This window comes from Methylophaga sp. (assembly GCF_009711715.1).
Taxonomy (GTDB): domain Bacteria; phylum Pseudomonadota; class Gammaproteobacteria; order Nitrosococcales; family Methylophagaceae; genus Methylophaga.
The window spans coordinates 72,833-93,829 of sequence record NZ_VENF01000004.1; the positions used below are offsets into that span (position 1 = coordinate 72,833).

General features: G+C 53.4%; 20 protein-coding genes. 2 read left to right on the forward strand and 18 right to left on the reverse strand.

The genetic code is table 11. The features are described 5' to 3' along the window. Positions 1–28: 28 nt before the first annotated feature. The 9 genes from FH755_RS02870 to miaB all read right to left on the reverse strand — a co-directional run bounded on the left by FH755_RS02870 (position 29) and on the right by miaB (position 9,065). A complete protein-coding gene (locus tag FH755_RS02870; protein ID WP_292438486.1) occupies positions 29–1,522 on the reverse strand; it encodes a M48 family metalloprotease in 1,494 nt (497 codons plus the stop codon). Between the two features lie 32 nt (positions 1,523–1,554). Continuing rightward, positions 1,555–1,755, reverse strand: a complete 201-nt coding sequence (gene rpmE, locus FH755_RS02875) for a 50S ribosomal protein L31 (protein ID WP_292438488.1) — start codon at positions 1,753–1,755, stop codon at positions 1,555–1,557. A gap of 119 nt (positions 1,756–1,874) precedes the next feature. Then, entirely contained in the window at positions 1,875–2,453 is a 579-nt protein-coding gene (locus FH755_RS02880; RefSeq protein WP_292438490.1) for a methyltransferase domain-containing protein, read from the reverse strand. Next, a complete protein-coding gene (locus FH755_RS02885) occupies positions 2,453–3,904 on the reverse strand; it encodes a TrkH family potassium uptake protein (protein WP_292438491.1) in 1,452 nt (483 codons plus the stop codon). The genes FH755_RS02880 and FH755_RS02885 overlap by 1 nt, the downstream gene beginning before the upstream one ends. A gap of 9 nt (positions 3,905–3,913) precedes the next feature. After that, positions 3,914–5,392: an apolipoprotein N-acyltransferase gene (lnt, locus tag FH755_RS02890; RefSeq protein ID WP_292438493.1), complete on the reverse strand. Its 1,479-nt coding sequence runs from the start codon at positions 5,390–5,392 to the stop codon at positions 3,914–3,916. 19 nt (positions 5,393–5,411) lie between these two features. After that, positions 5,412–6,269, reverse strand: a complete 858-nt coding sequence (locus FH755_RS02895) for a transporter associated domain-containing protein (protein WP_292438495.1) — start codon at positions 6,267–6,269, stop codon at positions 5,412–5,414. Continuing rightward, a complete protein-coding gene (gene ybeY, locus FH755_RS02900; RefSeq protein ID WP_292438498.1) occupies positions 6,266–6,733 on the reverse strand; it encodes an rRNA maturation RNase YbeY in 468 nt (155 codons plus the stop codon). The genes FH755_RS02895 and ybeY overlap by 4 nt, the downstream gene beginning before the upstream one ends. Next, positions 6,730–7,707 carry a PhoH family protein gene (locus FH755_RS02905; protein ID WP_292438500.1) on the reverse strand — a complete coding sequence of 326 codons (978 nt, stop codon included), beginning with the start codon at positions 7,705–7,707 and terminating at the stop codon, positions 6,730–6,732. The genes ybeY and FH755_RS02905 overlap by 4 nt, the downstream gene beginning before the upstream one ends. A gap of 17 nt (positions 7,708–7,724) precedes the next feature. Then, positions 7,725–9,065: a tRNA (N6-isopentenyl adenosine(37)-C2)-methylthiotransferase MiaB gene (gene miaB / locus FH755_RS02910; RefSeq protein ID WP_292438502.1), complete on the reverse strand. Its 1,341-nt coding sequence runs from the start codon at positions 9,063–9,065 to the stop codon at positions 7,725–7,727. A gap of 125 nt (positions 9,066–9,190) precedes the next feature. Between miaB and radC the strand changes: the two genes are divergently transcribed. Beyond that, entirely contained in the window at positions 9,191–9,865 is a 675-nt protein-coding gene (radC, locus tag FH755_RS02915) for a DNA repair protein RadC (RefSeq protein WP_292438504.1), read from the forward strand. Here the strand turns inward: radC and FH755_RS02920 are convergent. The 4 genes from FH755_RS02920 to FH755_RS02935 form a co-directional block, all read right to left on the reverse strand. After that, complete coding sequence (locus tag FH755_RS02920; RefSeq protein ID WP_292438506.1) at positions 9,862–10,602, reverse strand: cytochrome b/b6 domain-containing protein; 741 nt, start codon at positions 10,600–10,602, stop codon at positions 9,862–9,864. The two genes, radC and FH755_RS02920, sit on opposite strands and share 4 nt — an antisense overlap. A gap of 81 nt (positions 10,603–10,683) precedes the next feature. Then, positions 10,684–11,535 carry a thymidylate synthase gene (locus tag FH755_RS02925; RefSeq protein ID WP_292438508.1) on the reverse strand — a complete coding sequence of 284 codons (852 nt, stop codon included), beginning with the start codon at positions 11,533–11,535 and terminating at the stop codon, positions 10,684–10,686. 65 nt (positions 11,536–11,600) lie between these two features. After that, on the reverse strand, positions 11,601–12,542 hold the full coding sequence (locus FH755_RS02930) for a sigma-54 dependent transcriptional regulator (protein ID WP_292438511.1): 942 nt from the start codon (positions 12,540–12,542) through the stop codon (positions 11,601–11,603). 3 nt (positions 12,543–12,545) lie between these two features. Then, complete coding sequence (locus tag FH755_RS02935) at positions 12,546–13,316, reverse strand: sulfite exporter TauE/SafE family protein (RefSeq protein WP_292438512.1); 771 nt, start codon at positions 13,314–13,316, stop codon at positions 12,546–12,548. A 143-nt stretch (positions 13,317–13,459) separates the two neighbouring features. Here FH755_RS02935 and FH755_RS02940 point away from each other — a divergent pair, with 143 nt between their 5' ends. Further along, on the forward strand, positions 13,460–15,472 hold the full coding sequence (locus FH755_RS02940; RefSeq protein ID WP_292438514.1) for a TonB-dependent receptor: 2,013 nt from the start codon (positions 13,460–13,462) through the stop codon (positions 15,470–15,472). Here FH755_RS02940 and FH755_RS02945 read toward each other — a convergent pair whose 3' ends face one another. The 5 genes from FH755_RS02945 to pstA form a co-directional block, all read right to left on the reverse strand. Beyond that, complete coding sequence (locus FH755_RS02945) at positions 15,473–16,039, reverse strand: hypothetical protein (protein ID WP_292438516.1); 567 nt, start codon at positions 16,037–16,039, stop codon at positions 15,473–15,475. Between the two features lie 51 nt (positions 16,040–16,090). Further along, complete coding sequence (ppx, locus tag FH755_RS02950; RefSeq protein WP_292438518.1) at positions 16,091–17,608, reverse strand: exopolyphosphatase; 1,518 nt, start codon at positions 17,606–17,608, stop codon at positions 16,091–16,093. Positions 17,609–17,720: 112 nt separating this feature from the next. Continuing rightward, the gene (gene phoU / locus FH755_RS02955; RefSeq protein WP_292438520.1) at positions 17,721–18,443 is read right to left on the reverse strand and encodes a phosphate signaling complex protein PhoU; all 723 of its coding nucleotides are present in this window, start codon (positions 18,441–18,443) and stop codon (positions 17,721–17,723) included. A 24-nt stretch (positions 18,444–18,467) separates the two neighbouring features. Further along, entirely contained in the window at positions 18,468–19,310 is an 843-nt protein-coding gene (pstB, locus tag FH755_RS02960) for a phosphate ABC transporter ATP-binding protein PstB (protein WP_292438521.1), read from the reverse strand. Positions 19,311–19,313: 3 nt separating this feature from the next. Then, entirely contained in the window at positions 19,314–20,987 is a 1,674-nt protein-coding gene (gene pstA, locus FH755_RS02965) for a phosphate ABC transporter permease PstA (protein WP_292438523.1), read from the reverse strand. Positions 20,988–20,997: the final 10 nt, after the last annotated feature.

Below are 20,997 nucleotides of genomic sequence, written 5' to 3' on the forward strand. Positions count from 1 at the left end.
GCCGGCTGGCTACTGGCCTGTTAACGCCTTAACGCACCTGCTTGGCCAGTTGGCCGGGCTGCAATTCGTCACCGGGATAATCATCATTCAACAGACGCAGTTGCTGCAACGGACTGTTGCTGATGCGTGAATTCCTGGCCCACTGGGCATAACTGTCATCGGCATTCACTTTCACAACCCGCAGTTTGAGTTCGCGTGCTTTATCAAACTCGTCTTCTCTCAACCCATGTAAGCTGTTGATAGTGGCAAGGAACTCAGCGTCATACTCGTTGAATTCACGGCTGTTTTCCGTGGTAGCGAAAAAGATAAAGGCCTGATCACGCAGATACACCACCCCGAGCCGCAGTGGTTTATTCTGGTGAATCGTGAGGCCGGTATAACCTTCCAGACCGTGACTGTTAATCGTCTGACCTGAGCGCAGATCATCCACTTTGAGTCTTTGCTGGATAAACTGCTGCGGCGTCAGCCTGCGGTTGATATCGGTCGCCCCCATTTCCATAAAGGCTTTACCTTCCGGCGCAATCGCCTGCAGACTGTCCGGGTTGTTATTGATGTGCCAGCCCTGCGGGAACTCCAAGGCAAAACGCATCGGCAAATGATAGAACTGGTTTTCTGAGCGAATACCCTGTTCTTCACTGTCACCGAAGGTCATGCCATCGATACGCTGCAAATACGCCTCCCGGTAGACATTACCATTGCGGGCATCAACGTATTTATCGGCTTCGGCGACCACCTGCTGCAGGCGGGTATCATTATCCGGGTGGCTGGCAAACAAGCCGTGATAGCCCTGGTACTCCCGGCCCTGCTTCTTCGCTTCCGCCTCGGCAAATATCTGCTGATTTTTGAGCACACTGATGACATCGATCATCGCATCCGGAGTATAGCCGGCTTTAGCCAGATACTCTGCACCGAGGCGATCTGATTCCAGTTCATGTTCACGACCGTAACCGCTGAGTAGCGCACCGCCCAGAATATTGAACACATTTTGGGAGGCCGCGCCGCGTAATTCCGGTAGTAGAATGGCACCGAGCGTGTATCCCAGATTTGCTGCCTGCGCGGCACTTTGCTGACGCACCCCATGACGAGCTGTGACGTGACCGATCTCATGACCCAGCACAGCGGCCAGTTCCGCCTCGGAATTGAGATAAGCCATCAGGCCACGGGTGATATAGATATAACCGCCGGGCAGGGCAAATGCGTTGATGACCGGTGAGTCAAGCACGGTAAAACGGTAGACGAGGTCATCACGATGACTGACCGCAGCCAGCTTCTCACCGACCGACTGAACATAAGCCTGCAAGGCTTCATCTTTGTAGCGGCCGTATTCGGCAATGATTTTGGGATGATTGGTCCGGCCCATTTCCAGTTCGGTATCCTCACCGAACATGACAAAGTTCTGCTCGCCGGTCACCGGGTTAACAGCACAACCTGACAGCCCCAGAAACAACAAAGCCCCTACCAGCAGGCAGAGGCTCCGTATCCTGTCGTGTGTTGTACTACCATGTACTGACACTAAATTCATAATCAAACCATAAGCTTGATTCCGACAGAGATTTATTTGCCGTATTTCTGACGGAATTTGTCTACACGACCAGCCGTATCCAGCATTTTCTGTTTGCCGGTGTAGAACGGGTGGCATTCTGAGCACACATCCAGAGTCAAGTCTGAAGTGCGTGTTGAGCGAGTTTTAAAGGCGTTACCGCAGCTGCAGGTAACATTAATCTCGGTGTATTCTGGATGGATATCCGCTTTCATATCTGTACTCGTTAATGTGTGTTTGCTAAAAATCTCGCTCAAATCGTCTAAGATGAGCTTCTGAACCGCATTATTCTATAGATCATCTTTCCCGCAGGCAAGTCTGTTTGATCCGGTTTCTAACGGGACTTTTCGGCAACCAGCATAGCCTGATCACGCCAGCCCTGATCGTGCTCACCCAAAAGCGACTCCTCCCGATACACACGTATTTTGAGACCGTCAAACAGGGTCAGGAGTTCATTATCTTTCAGCAGATATTCAGGGTTTGATGGCCCGCGACCGGAAACTTTTTCCCGGCAATAAGTCTGGTAGAACAATAATCCACCCGGTTTCAAAGCCGCTATCAGCGCCGGTACCAGTTCCCTGCTGAGAAAGTGAGTAACAACGAGTACATCCAGACTCTGCGCCTGAGGCGGCTGTTGTTCGACATCAACCACTTCAGCCCTGATCGGCAGCCCGCGTGCAGCAGCCAGATTTGATAGTTTGTCGATCGCCACGGGCGAAATATCCCAACTCAGTACATCAAGTCCTGCTTGCGCCATTAGCAGGCTGTTCGCGCCCAGCCCGCAGGCCAAATCCATCGCAACACCTGATAACGGCAGCAAATGACGATTTTGCGTTAATACATCGGCCGCCTGCAAAGCCCCGTCTTCACAGTCACTGTAAATGCGATCCCATTTCTGCCGATCCCCCATCATCAACGGCGCCAGAATGCCGGCGTCAACACCACCAGCAGGGTAAATATTTCCAGCCGTCCCAGCAGCATGGCCATGCATAAGACCCATTTTGACGGTGCATTGATATCACCGAAGTTGGCACCCACCTCGCCGAGCCCCGGCCCGAGATTATTCAGGCAGGCGGTCACCGCCGAGAACGAGGTCACCACATCCAACCCGGTCGACATCAAAAACAGATGCATAATACTGAAACAGAACACATACATGGCAAAGAAGCCCCACACCGCACCGACGACCTTGGCTGGCAGGGCCTTACCATTGACCTTGATGGCAAACACGGCATTGGGGTGAATCAAACGCAGCACTTCACGATAACCCTGCTTGAACAGCAGCATAATGCGGATGACTTTGATGCCACCGCCGGTTGAAAACGCACAGCCGCCGATATAACTGGCCATCAGCAGCAGAATAGGTAAAAAGCCAGGCCACAGATAATAATCGGTCGTGGTGAAGCCCGCCGTGGTCCCAATCGACACGGTCTGGAATACGCCCTGATGCACAGCAGTCCACAAGTCATCAAAGGTCTCGCTGAAGTAAAGATAACTGGACGTCACGACCGAGATTACAGCAAGGATGGCCAGGTAAGTGCGTAGTTCGGAGTCTTTCCAGTAATGCTTGATACTGCGATGACGCCAGGCGAGGAAATGCAATGAAAAGTTCATGCCCGATACCAGCATGAATGCCACCGTAATCATTTCAATAGTCGCGCTGTTAAAAAAGCCCATACTGGCATCATGCGTCGAGAAACCGCCTATGGCGACGGTGGAGAAGCTGTGTCCCACCGCATCAAACCAGCTCATGCCAGCCCAGCGGAAAGCCAGTGCACAGGCGATGGTCAGGGACAGGTAGATATACCAAAGGGCCTTGGCAGTCTCAGTGATACGCGGGGTCAGCTTGGCATCTTTCATCGGGCCCGGTGTTTCGGCGCGGTAGAGCTGCATACCACCGACACCCAACAGCGGCAGAATGGCAACGGCCAGTACTACGATGCCCATACCACCCAGCCACTGCAGAAACTGGCGGTAAAACAAAACAGCATGAGGCAGCGTATCCAGACCGGTCAGTACCGTGGCACCGGTCGTTGTCAGTCCCGACATTGACTCGAAGACCGCATCGGTAAATGACATTTTTGGGTATTCTGTCAGAAAGAACGGTAAAGACCCGGACAAACCCAGTGCCATCCAGAACATGACGACTACGATAAAACCATCACGGATCTTGAGCTCTTTTCTATGGTGCCTGGCAGGCAGCCAAAAGCAGAGACCAATGGTCAACAGCAGAAAAAAGGCTTTCAGAAACGCATGGCCCGCACCATCATCATAAAACCAGGACACCAACACCGGTGGCAGCATGGTGATGCTGAATAAAGACAGCAGGATCCCCAGAATGCGCTGAATAGTCAGAAATTGCATGGATTCGCTTTAGTCGGATTTTTTGTGACGATAATACGCCCACAGACACAACATCAACAATGACAGCAGCCAGATTGGCCAGCGCTGCAGAGTGACATAGGGCGTTTCGCCCTGCCTGGGCTGAACGGTCTGGGTCAGCGCAGCCTGTTCAAACTGAGGAGTTTGCGCCTGAATTTCCCCTTTGAAGTTGACGAAAGCGGAAATCCCGTTGGTGGTAGCCCGCACCAGTGGCCGCCCGGTTTCCAGTGCGCGGCTGCGGGAAATCTGTAAATGCTGATGCGGCGCGAAGGAATCACCGTACCAGGCATTATTGGTCGCATTCACCAACAGCGTCGCTTCCGGAACAGTCTGCAACACTTCCGTTGAGAAGACATCTTCATAACAAATCGACACACCGACTTTCTGTCCTGCCGCCGCCAGCAGTGGCTGCTTTTGTGGTCCCGGTACAAATGCCGACATCGGCAAATCAAAAAAGGCAATGACTCCTCGCAGCCATTCAAACGGCACATAGTCACCGAACGGGACCAGGTGTCGTTTGTGATAAAAACCTTCCTCCGAGCCCAGCGACATCATACTGTTGTAATAGCGAATGTTGTCGTCATCACTGACCGGCAGGCCCAGCAGAATATCGGTTTGATGCTGGCGCGCTTCCTCGGCCAGCGGCTTCAGATAAAAGTCTTCCAGCTGATGATAGAAAGCCGGCAGCGCATTTTCCGGCCAGACCACCAGATCGGCATCCCAGTGTTGCTGGGTCATGGTCTGATAGAGTACCAGCGTATTGACCAGTTGCTCCGGTTGCCATTTGATCTGCTGCGGTACATTGCCCTGGATAATCGCGGTGTCAATCGGTTCACCCACAGGCTCAGTCCAGTCAATATTGTTCAGAAAAGGACCTGCCCCCCAAACAATAATCACCGGGAACAGCCACAACCATCGACGCTGTTTCATCACAACAAGCAAGGTACCGGCCGTCATTGCCAGTATGAGTGAGGCACCGCTAATGCCGGTTAATGGCACATAGCCGGCCAGCGGACCTTCAATCTGACTGACGCCAACTTCCAGCCAGGGAAAACCACTTAAAAACCAGCCTTTGAACAGTTCAAAACCCAGCCAGCCGGCAGGCAGCAACAAAAGACAATCTGATACAGAGAACGCGCCCGGACTGAGCCGCTTGAGTATAAAGCCCAGCACCGCGAGATAGAGAGATAAAAAGGCAACAAACAGGAAGGTCAATAAACCGGCCAGGATGAAACCTGACTGGCCGAATACATGAATGGCTACAAAAATCCAGGAAACGCCGACACCGAACATGCCCAGACCGAACAGCCAGCCTCGCAGCGCGGCCTGTTTGGCAGTGGTGTCATTCCAGGTCAGAAACAGCAGCAGCAGACTGAGCAGCGCCAGCGGGTACAGAAAAAACGGCGCAAACGCCAGCGGCATCAACGCACCGGCCAGCAGTGCCAACACATTACCTTTCCAGCCCTGCATGCTTATGGCACTCCCTGTCTTATTCGTTTCCGGATTCGGACTCTGGCTCAGTTGGCAGTATTTCCATCTTCATCAGATAAAGCCGACGGTTATCCGCCCGCAGCACCGTGAACTGGAAAGAACCGATAGTGATTTGTTCACCGCGCTGGGGCAGATGGCCGAACTGATTCATGACATAGCCGCCGATGGTGTCAAAATCTTCATCACTCCACTGACAGTTGAAGTACTCATTGAAATCATCAACCGGTGTCAGCGCCTTGACAGTGTAGGTATTCTCATTGCGCTGCAGGATCGGTGTATCATCATCAAAGTCATGTTCATCCTCAATTTCACCGACGATTTGCTCGAGCACATTTTCAATCGTGACGATACCGGCGACACCACCATATTCATCGACCACGATGGCCATATGATTACGACGGGCGCGGAATTCACGCAGCAGCACGTTCAGGCGTTTACTTTCCGGTATGAATACCGCCGGACGCAGTAGCTCGCGCAGTTCAAATTTGAAATCACCGCTGCTGACCACTGCTGACAGCAAGTCTTTGGCCAGCAGAATGCCGATTACATCGTCGCGATCATCATCGATGACCGGGAATCGCGAGTGTGCGGTTTCGGTGACCAGTTTCAGGGTTTCCTCAGCAGGTGCGTCACGGGAGACCATGACCACCTGAGAGCGCGGGATCATGATGTCGCGTGCCTGCATTTGTGAGACGCTGAGCGCCCCTTCCACAATGGACAGCGCTTCTGAGTCGAGAATATGGCGCTCGGAAGCGGAACGGATCAATTCGATCAATTGTTCCTGATCCTGGGGTTCCAGGAACAGATTGCTCAGTTTACGTACCCAGGACTGACTACTCGGTCGACCTTCACTCATGCGTGTTGTTCTCCCAGCCATTGATAGGGATTAGCAATATTCATGGCCTGCAGAATGTTTATCTCCAAAGCTTCCATTTCTTCAGCTTCATCGTCTTCGATATGATCATAACCCAGCAGATGCAGGCAACCATGCACTACCATATGGGCCCAGTGGTCTGCTACCGCTTTGGTCTGTTCTTCAGCTTCCCGCTCGACAACCGGCGCACATATCACCAGGTCACCCAGCAGCCGGGGGCTCAATTCAACCGGGGACTCAAAGGGAAAGGACAGTACATTGGTCGCCCCCTGCTTGCCGCGGTATTGACGGTTTAAGTCGGCACTTTCGTCTTCATCAACGAGACGGATGCTCAGTTCACAGTCTTCATCTAAATTTGCCAGCGCTGCCTCAGCCCACCGTTGAAACTGCGCCGGCTGCGGCGTGTTACCTTTATAGACGCGCTGGAAATCAACCGTGACGGTCATGAGGGTTTGTTCGCCTTATCGTAGGCCATAATAATTTTCTGTACCAACTGATGACGCACAACGTCCTTGGCCTGGAAGAAGGTGAAACCGATACCGTCGACATCCTTCAGCACTTCAATGGCATGCCTGAGACCCGACTTCTGGTTACCGGGTAAATCGATCTGGGTAATATCGCCGGTGATGACCGCAGTGGAGTTATAGCCCATCCGGGTCAGAAACATTTTCATCTGCTCGATGGTGGTGTTCTGCGCTTCATCGAGAATAATGAAAGATTCATTCAGCGTACGGCCACGCATATAGGCCAGCGGCGCAACTTCAATCACATTGCGCTCCATCAGCTTGGCGACACGCTCAAAACCCAGCATTTCATAGAGCGCATCAAATAACGGGCGTAAATAAGGATCGACCTTCTGGGCCAGATCACCGGGCAGAAACCCCAGTCGCTCCCCGGCTTCAACTGCTGGCCTGACCAATACGATACGGCGGGCAAAGTCGCGCTCCAGGGCTTCCACCGCACAGGCCACAGCCAGGTAGGTTTTACCGGTACCGGCCGGACCGACACCGAAGTTAATGTCGTGGGTCATAATGCGGCGCAGATAAGCCTGCTGGTTATCACCGCGCGCCTTAATCAGGCCACGCTTGGTTTTGATCACGACTTCTTTGTCCGGTGCCGTACCAGCGGAAGTATCCTCGCCGCCGCTGTTACGAATGGCCAGATGGATCTGTTCCGGCATCAGCACATGCTGGGCTGTGTCGGCATACAAATCATGAATTACGGTCTGCACCAGCAGCAGGACATCGGCGGGACCGATGACCTGAAATTTAATCCCGCGATTATTAATCTCGACACCAAAGCCGCGCTCAAGCATTCTGATATGCTCGTCCATATGGCCGCAGAGGTTGGCAAGGCGGGGATTATCGGCGGGACTCAGTTCGAAGCTGACGCTATCGAGCGTATGAGTAGAGTTGGTCACAATGGAATTCCAAATGCTTATGCAGTCACGCTATCAGTTAGCAATTCACCGCGCAAGGAGTTGCTGTGAGCCTCGTCAATACGGACATCGACAAATTGTCCGATGAGGGAAATGTCGCCCGGGAAGTTGACCACGCGGTTGTTTTCAGTGCGGCCAGCCATATCGCCACCGCCACGGTGCGCCTCACGTTCTACCAGGATCTTCTGGGTAGTGCCGACCATGGCCCGGGCATGCATATCTTCCAGTTCACGCAGACGATCCTGCATGATCTGCAGCCGTTGTTTTTTCACATCCTCAGGCACTGAGTCATGGAATGCTGCCGCCGGTGTACCGGGACGGGCACTGTAAATAAAGCTGAAGGAGTGGTCGAACTCGACTTCATTAATCAAATCCATGGTGGCCTGGAAGTCTTGCTCAGTTTCATTGGGAAACCCGATAATAAAGTCGCTCGACATGCTGATATCAGGACGAATGGCCTTAATCCGCTGAATTTTTTCCAGATACTCTCTGGCGGTATGGCCACGTTTCATCATCGCCAGAATGCGGTCGCTGCCTGACTGCACCGGCAAATGCAGATGATTGACCAATTCCGGCACTTCGGCAAAGGCCTCGATCAGGCTGTCGGAAAACTCGACCGGATGCGAGGTGGTAAAGCGGATCCGCTCAATACCCTCCACCGCGGCCACATAGTGGATCAGCAATGCCAGATCGGCGGTTTCCTCGCCTTCGATGATGCCCTGATAGGCATTCACATTCTGCCCCAGCAGATTGACTTCACGCACCCCTTGCGCTGCCAGTTGGCGGATTTCCCGCAGGATCGGACCGACCGGACGACTGACTTCCTCACCGCGGGTGTATGGAACCACACAGAAGGTGCAGTATTTGCTGCAACCTTCCATCACCGACACAAACGCGGTGGGACCATCAGCGCGCGGTGCCGGCAGATTGTCGAACTTTTCGATTTCAGGGAAGGAAATATCAATGCTGGGCTTGCGGCTGATTTTGACTTCTTCCAGCATCGCCGGTAAACGGTGCAGGGTTTGCGGGCCGAAAATCAGGTCCACATAAGGCGCTCGCTGGCGAATGGCCTCGCCTTCCTGACTGGCAACACAGCCACCGACACCAATCACAAGATTGGGTTTTTTATCTTTCCAGCGCTTCCAGCGGCCCAGCTGGTGGAACACTTTTTCCTGCGCTTTTTCGCGGATCGAGCAAGTGTTAAGCAGCAGAACATCAGCCTCTTCGGGAATATCGGTCTGCTCAAGTTGATGCGAATCTGCGAGCACCTCAGCCATCTTGTTCGAGTCGTACTCGTTCATCTGACAGCCAAAGGTTCGGATATAAAGTTTGCCAGCCATAAAATCGGTTAAAGTCAAAGGTCGCACAGGATACTATTTTTCAGTCCATTAGTATATACAAGTGTTTGTTTTTACTAACAACAGCAAATATAGTGTTAAGCAATTGAATGACAAGGATGTGAATCATGGCAATCAAGGATTGGCCTGCCGATGATCGGCCGCGTGAAAAACTGCTCAAAGCTGGGGCTGTCAATCTGTCGGATGCCGAGTTACTGGCAATCTTTCTTCGTACCGGGGTCAGCGGTTTATCTGCCGACGATCTGGCCAGACAATTACTGTCACAATTCGGCAGCCTGCGCGCTTTGCTGGAAGCCGATCAAACAACCTTCTGCCAGGGGCATGGTCTGGGCACGGCGAAATTTGTACAACTACAGGCAGTACTGGAAATGGGCCGTCGCCATCTGGAATCGACTCTGAGTCGTGGCGATGCCTTTAGTGACTGCGGGACCACCCAGCTGTATTTAAAACAGCGACTGCGCCACTATCCTTTTGAAGTATTTGCCTGTCTGTATCTCGATAATCAGCACCGGCTGCTGCACTTTGAGGAATTATTTCGCGGCACTATCGACGGTGCCAGCGTCTACCCGAGAGAAGTCGTCAAACAGGCTCTGCATCACAATGCGGCGGCGGTGATTCTGGCCCATAATCATCCCTCAGGCGTAGCCGAACCCAGTCAGGCCGATATTCAGATTACCAAACGGATTCAGTCTGCCCTGCAACTGGTCGATATCCGCGTGCTCGATCATATTATTGTCGGTGATGCCGATACGACTTCACTGGCACAACAGGGGCAGATCTAATCGTCAGCGTCGAGTGGTTTATGGCTGAACACTTTGCGACCGGTAAACATCGCCGAAACCAGACCATTGCGCTCGCGACATTCAGTGATTATCACGCCCAGTAAATGCAGAATCACAAGGGCTGCCAGCACAAAAAAACCAATCTCATGCACTTCCTTGAACGGTGAGCGGAAATCACGCATTTCTTTATAAGCAGCTTCATTCACACCGGTATCGGAATACGGCTGCACCAGGCTCTCAGTCTCCGGACTCTCTGCCACCCAGGATTTGAAATAGCTGCCGAACGGCGGTTTATAAATATCGGTCCCGGCCAGCACCAGCCCAGTTACCGCCATTGTTGTGAGCATGACAAACAGCATGGTCACCATCCAGCGTGCCAGTGGGTTGTGTCCCATAAACCCCACTGCTTTGCCCTGTTTCAAACTGGTCATAAACGCACGACGTTGCTGTTTATAATTCTCACCGATAGGCAGAATGGCCCCCCAGCGACTGAAACGGCTGCCGACAAAGCCCCAGACAATCCGCCAAACGAGATTCAACACAAACACATAAGCGACGTAGACATGCCAAGTTTTCAGCAGGATCTTGCCCTCGTCAGTAATGCCCAGCGCTTTGCTGTTCATAATCACCAGACCAATCGCCATCAGCGTCAGCACGGACAGTACATTAATCCAGTGAAACCATCGGATGCTGCGATCCCAGACCCGGTATTCCTGCAATGAAGATTTTGTATTCATGTTTCCTTAATCCTGTGTCAAACAAGCATTCAATCAGCTTTTGACCCAGTGTAATCCTGTGAGATTAAACTTTTCTTAAATTTATACCGAGAAGGGATAGGCAATCGGCGGGTGATGCTCATAACCCTCGACTTCAAAGTCCGCCAACGTCACCCAGGTTTCCAGATCCTCCAGCGTTTTGATGTCCGGATTGATATGTAGTTTGGGTGACGGAAAAGGATCGCGTTTCAGTTGCACATCGCGCATCAATTCCAGCTGATCTTCGTAGATGTGGGCATTCACAATCTTGTGGTAGGCCCGTCCTGGTTTCAGGCCGCTGATTTGTGCCATGATTTTGAGCAGAAAGAACACCTGCACCTGGTTGAAGTTGAGCCCCAGCGGCACATCACAGGAACGCTGGTAAGAGGTCAGGTAGAGTGTATCGCCCAGCACCGAAAAGGTATGGGTATGCATACAGGGGCGCAGACAGCCCAGCTCGAATTCGCCGGGGTTATAGAAAGTGAGGATCTCGCCACGATCATCAATGCCTTGCTTTAAATGGTCGGCGATTTTCTTCAGCTGATCCAGCGTTGTGCCATCCGGCTTCTGCCAGCGGCGGCCCTGCACACCGTAAACCCGCCCCATATCATCCTCGCCTTTGCGGTGAGGATTAGTGAGCCAGTCCGGGTTATCATTGGCATTGGCATCCCAGGTACGACAACCGATAGCGCGAAAATCCGCCGCATTATCGTAACCACGTAAATAACCCAGCATCTCTGCAATCGCTGCTTTCCAGTAGCTCTTGCGGGTGGTGATCAGCGGAAACTGATTATTGGCGACATCGTATTCGAGATCGGCGTTGATAACCGTCAGGCAACGCTTACCGGTGCGCTTGTTTTCTACCCACTCGCCCTCATCAATGATTCGTTGGCACAGGGCCAGATACTGTTTCACACGACTTCCTCAATAAGCTCTAATCTGTGGACGATTTTGGCATTAGCCCTGTCAGCAAACAAGCTTCAGGATGAGAGATGATATTTCTGCATCCGGTAAAGCAGCGTATCGCGACTGATGCCCAGCAGACGGGCGGCCTTGGAGCGGTTGCCTGCTGCCATCTCCAGCGCCTGCTCTATCAAATCCAGTTCCACCTGCGCCAGATCAATCCCGCTGGGCGGCAGTTTGAACTGATGTGCCTGCGCGGCACTTTCTCCCCGCATTTCAAGCGGCAGTTGTTCCAGCTGAATTAATTGTCCGGCATTGAGCAAAGTCAGGCGCTGACAGAAGTTTTCCAGTTCACGGATATTGCCCGGCCAGGCGTAGCCTTGCAGGCATTGCTCGGCCTCGCGACTCAGCCGAACCGGGCCGTTATTGCCGGCAAACTCGCGCAGATAATGTTTCAGCAATAAAGCGATATCTTCTGCCCTTGCCCGCAAAGGCGGTAAATCAATCGGCACCACCTGCAGGCGGTAATACAGATCAGCACGGAAGCGCCCGGCTTTCACTTCAGCCGGCAAGTCGGCACTGGTCGCCGCCACAATCCGCGCATCAGCAACATGTAGTCGATGACTGCCCTGTAGCTGACATTCGCCGGCTTCCAGAAAACGCAGTACCTTGGCCTGCACTGACAATGGCAAGGCATCGACTTCATCCAGAAACACGGTCGAGCCTTGCGCGGCTAACAGCCGGCCACGAAAAGTCACATTCCCGTCGGCATCACAGCGGCCGAACAAATCAATTTCAACCTCGTCTGTCGGCAGCGCTGCGCAGTTAATGGTGACCAGTTCATGGTCACGACGACGGCTCTGCTCATGTAGGGTGAGCGCGATTAACTCCTTACCGGTGCCGGTCTCACCACTAATCAGCACGCTGGCATCACTCAGCGCAATCATCGGCAAAGTCCGCAGGATATGCGTAATCTCCGGGGATTGACCCAATATCTGCGGAAGCCTGGTCTGATTCATGCCTTATTCATCCTCTGCCAGTTCATTGACTGACGCATGACCATTGGATGCTGAATGATGCACATGCGCCATCGCAGCGGAGTCATGCTTATGCGCCGTTTCCAGCGGCCAGAACAATGTCGCCAATGCCATCAGAATAATCAATATGCCGGCCACTTGCCGCAATTGCCTGGATCGGGCCAGCGAAGCCAGCATACCGGTAAACAAACCGGCCCCCATCACGGCCGGCAAGGTGCCGGCACCAAAAGCCAGCATCACCAGCCCGCCTTTGACCGGATCACCGGCGGTAGCGGCCACCGCCAGTGCGGCGTACACTAGCCCGCAAGGTAACCAGCCCCAGACCATGCCCAGCAAAAAAGCCTGAGAAAATGAACGTACCGGCAGCAGCTTCTGGCCTATCGGCTGCAGCAGGCGCCAGACCGGGGCGCCGATTTTTTCGGCACGGGCAAACTTGGGAAACCAACCGGCGAGATACAGGCCCATAGAGATCATTACCAGCACGGAGAGTATTCGTAAAACCCAATGCGCATTCAGCTGGGTCAGTGGTGAACTCAGTAAGCCGACAATGACACCGGCAATCCCATAACTGAGAATACGCCCGATGTTGTAGTTGAACACAAACGGCAGCATGCGGCGCTGGCTTTCACGGACCTCGGCCGGCAGGCTCAAAGTCAGGGCACCGATTACCGATCCGCACATAGCAATACAGTGGACCGTGCTGAAGAGTCCCAGCAGAAAAGCGGTGATATAGGAACTGATAATGGCGTCCATCATGAATCCGGCTTGAGGCAAATATGGGCAAGATTAACATGCACAGAAAAAGCGCGATTGTGTGATATCACACACCTGATCCGCAAATCCCGCAAATTTTGTCAGCCCATTTTTCATAGCATAAGTCATAAAAAACGGAGAGACTTATGTTTGCCAGTAAAATCCTGCCCTTCAGCCTGCTGATCAGCACTGCCCTGCTACCGGCTGTTTCCAGGGCCGAACATGTAGCGTTACCTGATATGTCGGTCACCACCACCGCGGGTGAGCGCGTTCCCTATGCCCTGCCCCAGAGCAACCTGAGTACGTCTGACAGTGGTGAATTATTCAAGAAACTGCCGGGGGCCAATATCAACCAGAATGGCCCGTTAACCAGTATCGTCCAGTACCGTGGGATGTATGCCGACCGGGTCAACGTTCTGGTCGATGGCATGGCACTGAGCGCTGCCGGTCCTAACCGGATGGACAGCCCGCTGAGCTATCTGCCGGCAACCCTGGTCGATACAATTTCTGTCTATCGCGGCATCGCTCCGGTCAGCAGCGGCATTGAAACCATCGGCGGCACCGTTAAAGCTGAGTCAAAAGAAGCTGAATACGGCAATAGCGAAGAAGTCGAGCTACATGGCAGTCTCAGCAGTCTCTATGCGACTAACGGCGATAACCGTTCCATAGGCGCTATCACCAGCCTGGCAAATCAGAACCATCGACTGCAGTTGTCAGGCAGCATTGATCGCGCCCATGATCAGGAATTTGACGGCGGTGATATTCTCCCGACCGAGGCAGAACGCGACACACTGGGACTCGCCTACGGTTTTCGCCAGGGTAATACAGAACTGGATTTCGACCTTAACCACCTCAATACCGGTGAAACAGGCACGCCGGCCCTGCCGATGGATATTATGGCCATTCGCGGTGAAACCTTTAATACCGGTATCACGCACGAGCTCAACAACGGCGGTAAGATCACCGCCCGGCTCAACTACCAGGATGTCTATCACCGCATGGATAATTTCAGCCTGCGGCCGCGCGATATGATGTTCCGCCAGAATGATACCGATGTTCTGGCCAAGGGCATTGAGCTGGGTTACAGTCAGGATGGTTGGCAATTCGGCTTTGATGCAGATAGTGCTGAGCACAATGCCGATATTTCTGATCCGACCAATGCGATGTTTTTTGTGCATAACTTCAATGAAGTTGAGCGCGACCGCCTGAGCGCCTTTGCCGAATGGAGCGGTGCAGTCAACGATGATTGGCAGATGCACTCAGGCCTGCGCCTGACTCATGTCAAAATGGATGCCGACGAGGTCGCTACCAGTATGGGCGGAATGCCGGCTACACTCGCAAGTAATTTCAACAGCAGTGATCGCAGCCGGGACGATACCCTGGCAGATATCGCCATGACTTTTACCCGCAGCCTCAGTTCATCACTGGATCTGGAGCTGGGTTTTGCCCGTAAAGAACGTGCGCCAAGCTATCAGGAGCGTTATTTATGGTTACCGTTGCAGGCGACTTCCGGCCTGGCTGACGGCAAAAACTACATCGGTAATATTAATCTCGACCCGGAGACCGCCTATCAATTTGAAGTCGGTCTGGACTGGCACAGCCCCCGGTTTGCTGTTTCACCGCGTATCTTCTATCACCATGTGAATGATTACATTCAGGGTGTTGCCGGAGGGCCTATGGAGTCTCTCGTGTTTAGCAATGTTGACGCAAAACTTTATGGTATCGACACCAACTGGCTATGGGCATTGACCGATCACTGGCAACTCGATGGTACGGTCAGCTATGTGCGTGGCAAGCGACGCGATACCAATGACAATCTGTACCGTATCGCCCCACTCACTGCACGTACTCAGCTGAGCTATATCGAGCCTGACTGGCGAGTCGGGATCGAGGCAGTGACCGTGGCTGAGCAGAACCAGGTCTCGTCAGAAAACGAGGAAGAAAAAACGTCGGGCTACGCCATTTTCAATCTGACCGGTGACTATCAACTCAGTCAGTCAGTGCAGCTACAGGGCGGTATCAATAACCTGCTGGATCGCAAATACCGTAACCATCTGGGCGGCTATAACCGGGTCAGCGGCAATGAGGACATAGCGGTAGGTGAACGCTTACCGGGACTGGGCCGGAGTGTCTATGTCGGTCTCAATCTGAACTGGTAATCAGGGTACCAGCTGTTCAAGGATGTGCTGATGCGGCGCGAGTTGAAATACTGACTCGCGCTGCTCACCGGTATCCGTGACATAGCGGAAACGGATCTGGTCAGCGCTGGGAAACTGCTGACTCAGGTTTTCACCCGGGTCAATTGGGAAATCGACAACTTCAGGACGACGATCGGCATGTAAAGTCTGGTATTGATCCTGATCCCAGCCCAGCAGTTTGAGCACATCGGGCCTGGTCGCCTCGATACCATTCAACGCCCATTCGCTATCCGACTGCTCAAATTGATACACCACCTGTTGTGGCTTGGGGGCCGGCGCGCCGCAGGAACGAAAACCCTGCTCAAGCTTGATAGGCTGATGACCATCAATCTGCAATACAATCAGCTCATGACTGGCAAAACTCGCGATCATCCGGTCACTGAGGAACAAGGAGCCCCATACCTCACCATCAGCTAGACGCTGAATGGTCAGTAAGTCACCGTTGCTGTGACGGATTTCAATCGCTGTGGTCTGCGCCTGTACGGCTTGTCCCAACAGCAAAAACAGGGGCAGAATCAGGTATTTCATGGCAACCCTCCGCTATGCGTATGAGACTGCTGATCAGCGGCGGAGTTCTGGCTAAGCGACGACCACCAGTTTGAGATCGATCTTCTTCAGATGCTCCGCTTCATGGGCCAGATCGGCCTCGGTCAGCGGGTGCTCCTTGAGCCAGTCCTGCGGCAGGGTCAGCACCAGCTTTTTACCCTCAATCCGCAGTTTGAGATAGGTATCAGCCCGTTCACTGCGGCCGCGGTTAAATACCATGGCCAGCCGCAGCAACACCGTCAGCCGCTCGGTGCTGAGCTGTAATTCATCCGGCAGTTTCTTGATATGTTTCTTGGCGAAAGAGCGACGCTGACCCCGCACCATCACTGACAGCACCTGTTGCTCCTCACGGGAAAAACCGGGCAGATCGGAATAACCGACCAGGTAGGCCGAGTGCTTGTGAAACTGGTGATGGGAAATCGCCAAGCCCACTTCATGCAGCTTGCAGGCCCACTGCAGCCGGTGCAGCAACTCTTCATAATCCAGTTTCCAGTCCCGCGCGACCTGCTCAAACAACTGGGTCGCCATCACAGACACCCGCTCGGCGTGGGCTTCATCCACATCATAGCGCCGTGCCAGCGCGACTACGGTGCGATCCCTTTCATCATCATGCTGAATCCGGCCCAAGAGGTCATACAGCAGCCCTTCGCGCAGCGCACCATCGGACACGGTCATTTTATCAATACCGAGCCGGTCAAAAGCCGCCGCCAGTATGCACAAACCTCCCGTAATCACTTTGCTGCGCTCTTCACTCAGGCCCTGCAAACCGGCAGCGTCCACACTGCCGGCATCAATCAGATGCTGCACCATTTTCTGCAGGGCTTCCGCGGTGATCACACCATCATCAGCCCAGCCCTGCTCTTTACAGATATTGGCGACACAGCGGATGGTGCCGGAAGCGCCGATAGCCTCGCTCCAGCCGGCCTGACGATAAGGGCGCTGAATAGTGCGGATTTGTCTTGCTGCAGCCAGCATCGCCCGCTGCATCGAACTCGCCGGTGTCAAACCATCGGCAAAATATTTCTGTGAGTAGCTGACACAACCCATTTCCAGACTTTCGCGCATCCGGCCCTGAAAACCCTCGCCGATAATAAACTCGGTACTGCCGCCACCGATATCCATGACCAGTCGTCGGCTGTTATCAAACGCCAGTGCGTGGGCAACGCCTAAGTAAATCAGCCGCGCTTCCTCTTCACCGGTGACGATTTCAATCGGGTGCCCCAGTGCCAGTCGCGCCTGACGCAGAAAACGGCGCGAATTATGCGCAATCCGAAGGGTATTGGTACCGACCACGCGCACATCACCGAAAGGCAGGTGGCGAATGCGTTCACCGAAACGTTCCAAACAGGCCAGCGCCCGTTCCTGCGCTTCCAGCGACAGGTAATTATCCTTATCAAGGCCGGCACGCAGCTGCACCATTTCACGCAATCGGTCGACTACCTGAAAGTGGCCGTCACGCAGGCGGGCAATGATCATATGAAAGCTGTTGGAACCAAGATCGACAGCGGCGAGTACGTCGTGTGAGCTTGGCTGTATAGATTCTTCTGTCATGGTCCTGCTTATTCTGCCCCAGCGAGGCAGCTATAAACAATCACTTGGCAAAAAAAAGCCCGTCTCATGCGAGACGGGCCAAAGCAACCAGAGAGAAATTAACACCATGAAATCAGTCGATGGGCTCACCCTTAACGACTTTTTCCGCCTTCTCAATACTGAGATGACGAACGTCCTTACCTTCCACCAGGTAAATAATATGTTCACAGATATTATTGGCATGATCACCGATGCGTTCGAGCGAACGCGCTGACCACATCATGTCGACCACACGGGAAACCTGGCGGGTGTCTTCCATCATGTAGGTCATCAGCTGACGCAGAATGCCTTCATATTCGGCATCGACCTCGCGGTCTTCCTTGGCAACACGCAGGGCCATTTCCACATCAAAGCGGGCAAAGGCATCGAGTGCATCGCGCAACATGCCGCGAACATGGTTACCGAGACTTTGCAGTTCCCGATAATTCCGTTTTGGCCGGTCTTTTTCCGACAGGTTAATCGCCATCCGTGCAATGCGGACCGACTCATCACCGATACGTTCCAGATCGGTAATGGTTTTCTCGATACCGGTCACCAAGCGCAAATCGCTGGCGGTTGGCTGACGCAGCGCGATGATCTGGATGCATTCCTCATCAATCGAGATCTCCATCTCATTCACCTGCTCATCAAAGGTGATGACTTCACGCGCCATTTCACTGTCACCGGTCACCAAGGCTTCCATGGCGTTGGCCACCTGCTGTTCAACCACTCCGCCCATCGCCAGCACGCGGGAGCGGATGTCCTGCAGTTCATTTTCGAACTGCTGAGAAATATGTTGAGAATTATTGCTTACCATCTTCATGTCTCCTTGGCACCGGCATTAACCGTAACGACCGGTAATATAGTCTTCTGTCTGCTTCTTGGACGGGTTGGTAAACAACTCATCAGTCGCGCCGAACTCAATCAGCTCGCCCATGTACATAAAGGCAGTGTAATCCGACACCCGCGCCGCCTGCTGCATGTTATGCGTCACGATCACGATGGTGTATTTTTCCTTGAGCTCGTAAATAAGCTCCTCGATTTTCAGCGTCGACAGCGGGTCCAGTGCTGAAGCAGGTTCGTCCAGCAGCAAGACTTCCGGTTCAATCGCAATGGCGCGGGCAATCACCAGGCGCTGCTGCTGACCGCCGGACAAGCCCATGGCCGAGTCATGCAGACGGTCCTTAACCTCATCCCACAATGCGGCGCCTTTGAGTGATTGTTCCACCACTTTATCCAGCGTGACGCGGTCATTCACACCCTGCAGGCGCAGGCCGTAAGCCACATTTTCATAAATCGACTTGGGGAACGGGTTGGGCTTCTGAAACACCATACCCACCTGACGACGCAGATCGGCGACGTTGACCGATGGCGAATTAATTTCCATCTTGTCGAGTAACAGCTGCCCATCCATCTTGACCGAGTCAATCAGGTCATTCATGCGGTTAAAGCAGCGCAGCAGGGTCGACTTACCACAGCCACTGGGGCCGATAAAAGCTGTCACCCGGTTTTTAGGGATCCGCATGTTAATACCGTGCAAAGCCTGCTTTTCACCGTAGAAAAGATTGAAGTCCTTCACTTCCAGGCAGAGCGTTTCATTTGCCAGGTTGACGCGGGGACCCCGTTGCATGGATTCAATATCAATACCACGCGCCACGTTTTTTTGTTCGTTGACTGCTTGCATGGGTTAACTCTCAGTTGCTTTATAAGTTTCACGCAGACGATTACGAATACCAATCGCTGCCAGATTCAACACAATAATAATCAAGACCAGCAGGAATGCCGTGGCATAAACCAATGGCCTTGCTGCTTCGACATTCGGGCTCTGGAAACCGACATCGTAGATATGAAAGCCCAGGTGCATAAACTGCCGGTCCAGATGCAGGTAGGGCGCAATATTATCGACAGCCAGAGCGGGAGCCAGTTTCACCACGCCCACCATCATCAGCGGTGCGACCTCACCGGCCGCCCGGGCCACGGCAAGAATTAGCCCCGTCATCATCGCCGGGGCGGCCATGGGTAATACAGTACGCCACAGGGTTTCAGCCTTGGTCGCCCCCAGTGCCAGACTGCCTTCGCGAATCGCACGTGGAATCCGTGAAAGCCCCTCTTCCGTCGCCACAATCACCACCGGTACGGTAAGGATCGCCAGTGTCAGGGAAGCCCAGAGCAGGCCCGGTGAACCAAATGTCGGCGACGGCAGTTTCGCCTGGAAAAAGATTTCATCGATGCTGCCACCGATAAAGTAGACAAAAAAGCCCAGACCGAACACGCCGTAAACAATCGATGGCACCCCGGCCAGGTTATTCACCGCGATGCGAATCAGCCGCACAACCGGTCCCTGCCTGGCATACTCTTTCAGATAGACGGCGGCAATCACGCCAAACGGCGTCACCAGCACCGACATGATCATGACCATCATCACAGTACCGAAAATCGCCGGGAAAATACCGCCTTCGGTATTGGCTTCACGGGGCTCGCCTGAAACAAACTCCCAGACATGGTGGAAGTACTGGCCGAGCTTCTCGCTGATGCCCATGCCATTAGGTTTGTAGACCTGTACAATCTTGGCCAGCGGAATCTCGACTTCACGACCATCCGACATCCGCACCATGATCTGATCCCGGTTCAGTGCCTGGTATAAATCGCCCAGTTCCTCACGCAGCTTGGCATAGCGATCATTGAGTTGCTGTTTTTGCTCTTCCAGTTCCTGGTAAGGCATTGTGCCTTCCGGCACGTCATCCATTTGCAGGCGGCGTTTTTCCAGTCGGATTTCTTCCAGACCATGATTGATCTTGCCGATGTCATCCTTTTCCAGCGTTTTGATCTGACGCATCAGTTCATTACTGCGCGCCAGTCGCTGCACAAACTCCTGATAGGCGCCTTCACCGCTGGCAACGACTTCACCTTCCTGCTTCACATTGACAAGGTAGCCATAGAAATTACCCCACTCGCGACGCTCTATCGCCATAATGTCTTCGGGGTAACGGACATCGGTAATCCACGGATCATTAATCCAGCGGAAATCGAGGCCGAAATAGTCACGGTTACCGACTTTAAGCAGAGTGCGCTGGGCAAACTCCTGACCTTCGGGTAACTGCACACCAGACAGGGCCAGACGCGCTGCCGGAACCGATTCATGATCCACCTGTTCACCAATCAGGACTTCAGCAGGCTGCCCAGGCTCCTGATAACTCAGTTCCATGATATCGGCAGGCCAGAAATGGCTCAGACCGCGTACGGCGATAAGCAGCAACAGCCCCACCACCATAACCAGGCTGATACTGACGGCACCGGCATTAAGCCAGACCCAGGGCTTACCACTGTTGAACCAGGTTTTGATTGAAGAATGCTGTGACATTGTTTTATCC

Bases quoted from the DNA above. Each gene is read 5' to 3' on its own strand.
- FH755_RS02870 (WP_292438486.1), bottom strand. From the start codon at position 1,522: ATGAATTTAGTGTCAGTACATGGTAGTACAACACACGACAGGATACGG.
- rpmE (WP_292438488.1), bottom strand. From the start codon at position 1,755: ATGAAAGCGGATATCCATCCAGAATACACCGAGATTAATGTTACCTGC.
- FH755_RS02880 (WP_292438490.1), bottom strand. From the start codon at position 2,453: ATGATGGGGGATCGGCAGAAATGGGATCGCATTTACAGTGACTGTGAA.
- FH755_RS02885 (WP_292438491.1), bottom strand. From the start codon at position 3,904: ATGCAATTTCTGACTATTCAGCGCATTCTGGGGATCCTGCTGTCTTTA.
- lnt (WP_292438493.1), bottom strand. From the start codon at position 5,392: ATGCAGGGCTGGAAAGGTAATGTGTTGGCACTGCTGGCCGGTGCGTTG.
- FH755_RS02895 (WP_292438495.1), bottom strand. From the start codon at position 6,269: ATGAGTGAAGGTCGACCGAGTAGTCAGTCCTGGGTACGTAAACTGAGC.
- ybeY (WP_292438498.1), bottom strand. From the start codon at position 6,733: ATGACCGTCACGGTTGATTTCCAGCGCGTCTATAAAGGTAACACGCCG.
- miaB (WP_292438502.1), bottom strand. From the start codon at position 9,065: ATGGCTGGCAAACTTTATATCCGAACCTTTGGCTGTCAGATGAACGAG.
- radC (WP_292438504.1), top strand. From the start codon at position 9,191: ATGGCAATCAAGGATTGGCCTGCCGATGATCGGCCGCGTGAAAAACTG.
- FH755_RS02920 (WP_292438506.1), bottom strand. From the start codon at position 10,602: ATGAATACAAAATCTTCATTGCAGGAATACCGGGTCTGGGATCGCAGC.
- FH755_RS02930 (WP_292438511.1), bottom strand. From the start codon at position 12,542: ATGAATCAGACCAGGCTTCCGCAGATATTGGGTCAATCCCCGGAGATT.
- FH755_RS02935 (WP_292438512.1), bottom strand. From the start codon at position 13,316: ATGATGGACGCCATTATCAGTTCCTATATCACCGCTTTTCTGCTGGGA.
- FH755_RS02940 (WP_292438514.1), top strand. From the start codon at position 13,460: ATGTTTGCCAGTAAAATCCTGCCCTTCAGCCTGCTGATCAGCACTGCC.
- FH755_RS02945 (WP_292438516.1), bottom strand. From the start codon at position 16,039: ATGAAATACCTGATTCTGCCCCTGTTTTTGCTGTTGGGACAAGCCGTA.
- ppx (WP_292438518.1), bottom strand. From the start codon at position 17,608: ATGACAGAAGAATCTATACAGCCAAGCTCACACGACGTACTCGCCGCT.
- phoU (WP_292438520.1), bottom strand. From the start codon at position 18,443: ATGGTAAGCAATAATTCTCAACATATTTCTCAGCAGTTCGAAAATGAA.
- pstB (WP_292438521.1), bottom strand. From the start codon at position 19,310: ATGCAAGCAGTCAACGAACAAAAAAACGTGGCGCGTGGTATTGATATT.
- pstA (WP_292438523.1), bottom strand. From the start codon at position 20,987: ATGTCACAGCATTCTTCAATCAAAACCTGGTTCAACAGTGGTAAGCCC.